The sequence below is a fragment of the Monashia sp. HAY1-5C genome (assembly GCF_056755255.1).
Genome location: NZ_JBPGXG010000352.1, coordinates 1 through 272, shown reverse-complemented (window position 1 = coordinate 272; position 272 = coordinate 1). Strand labels below are relative to the sequence as shown.

Annotated in this window: 1 protein-coding gene; it reads right to left on the bottom strand. The window is 69.1% G+C overall.

Annotated features, from left to right (window positions below):
• The coding region (locus ACR9ZK_RS21990) for a hypothetical protein (RefSeq protein WP_481344077.1) at window positions 1-236 on the bottom strand (236 nt) is incomplete at its 3' end.
• Window positions 237-272: the final 36 nt, after the last annotated feature.

The following is a 272-nucleotide window of genomic DNA, read 5'->3' as shown; positions in this document are numbered from 1 at the left end:
CCCCCCCCCCCCCCCCCCCCCCCCCCCCCCCCCCCCCCCCCCCCCCCCCCCCCTTCAAAACAAAAAACGCCCCCCCAGATGTAGCTCCGTCTCGTGGGCTCGGAGATGTGTATAAGAGACAGGTTCTCCGGCGCGTCGACGTCCTCGATCGAGGCCCTCAGCGTGCCCTCGTGCAGCGCCGTCGCCACGTAGGCCGCGGTGGCTGCCGGAACCGCCGAGCTGTCTCTTATACACATCTGACGCTGCCGACGACGGAGAGAGTGTAGATCTCG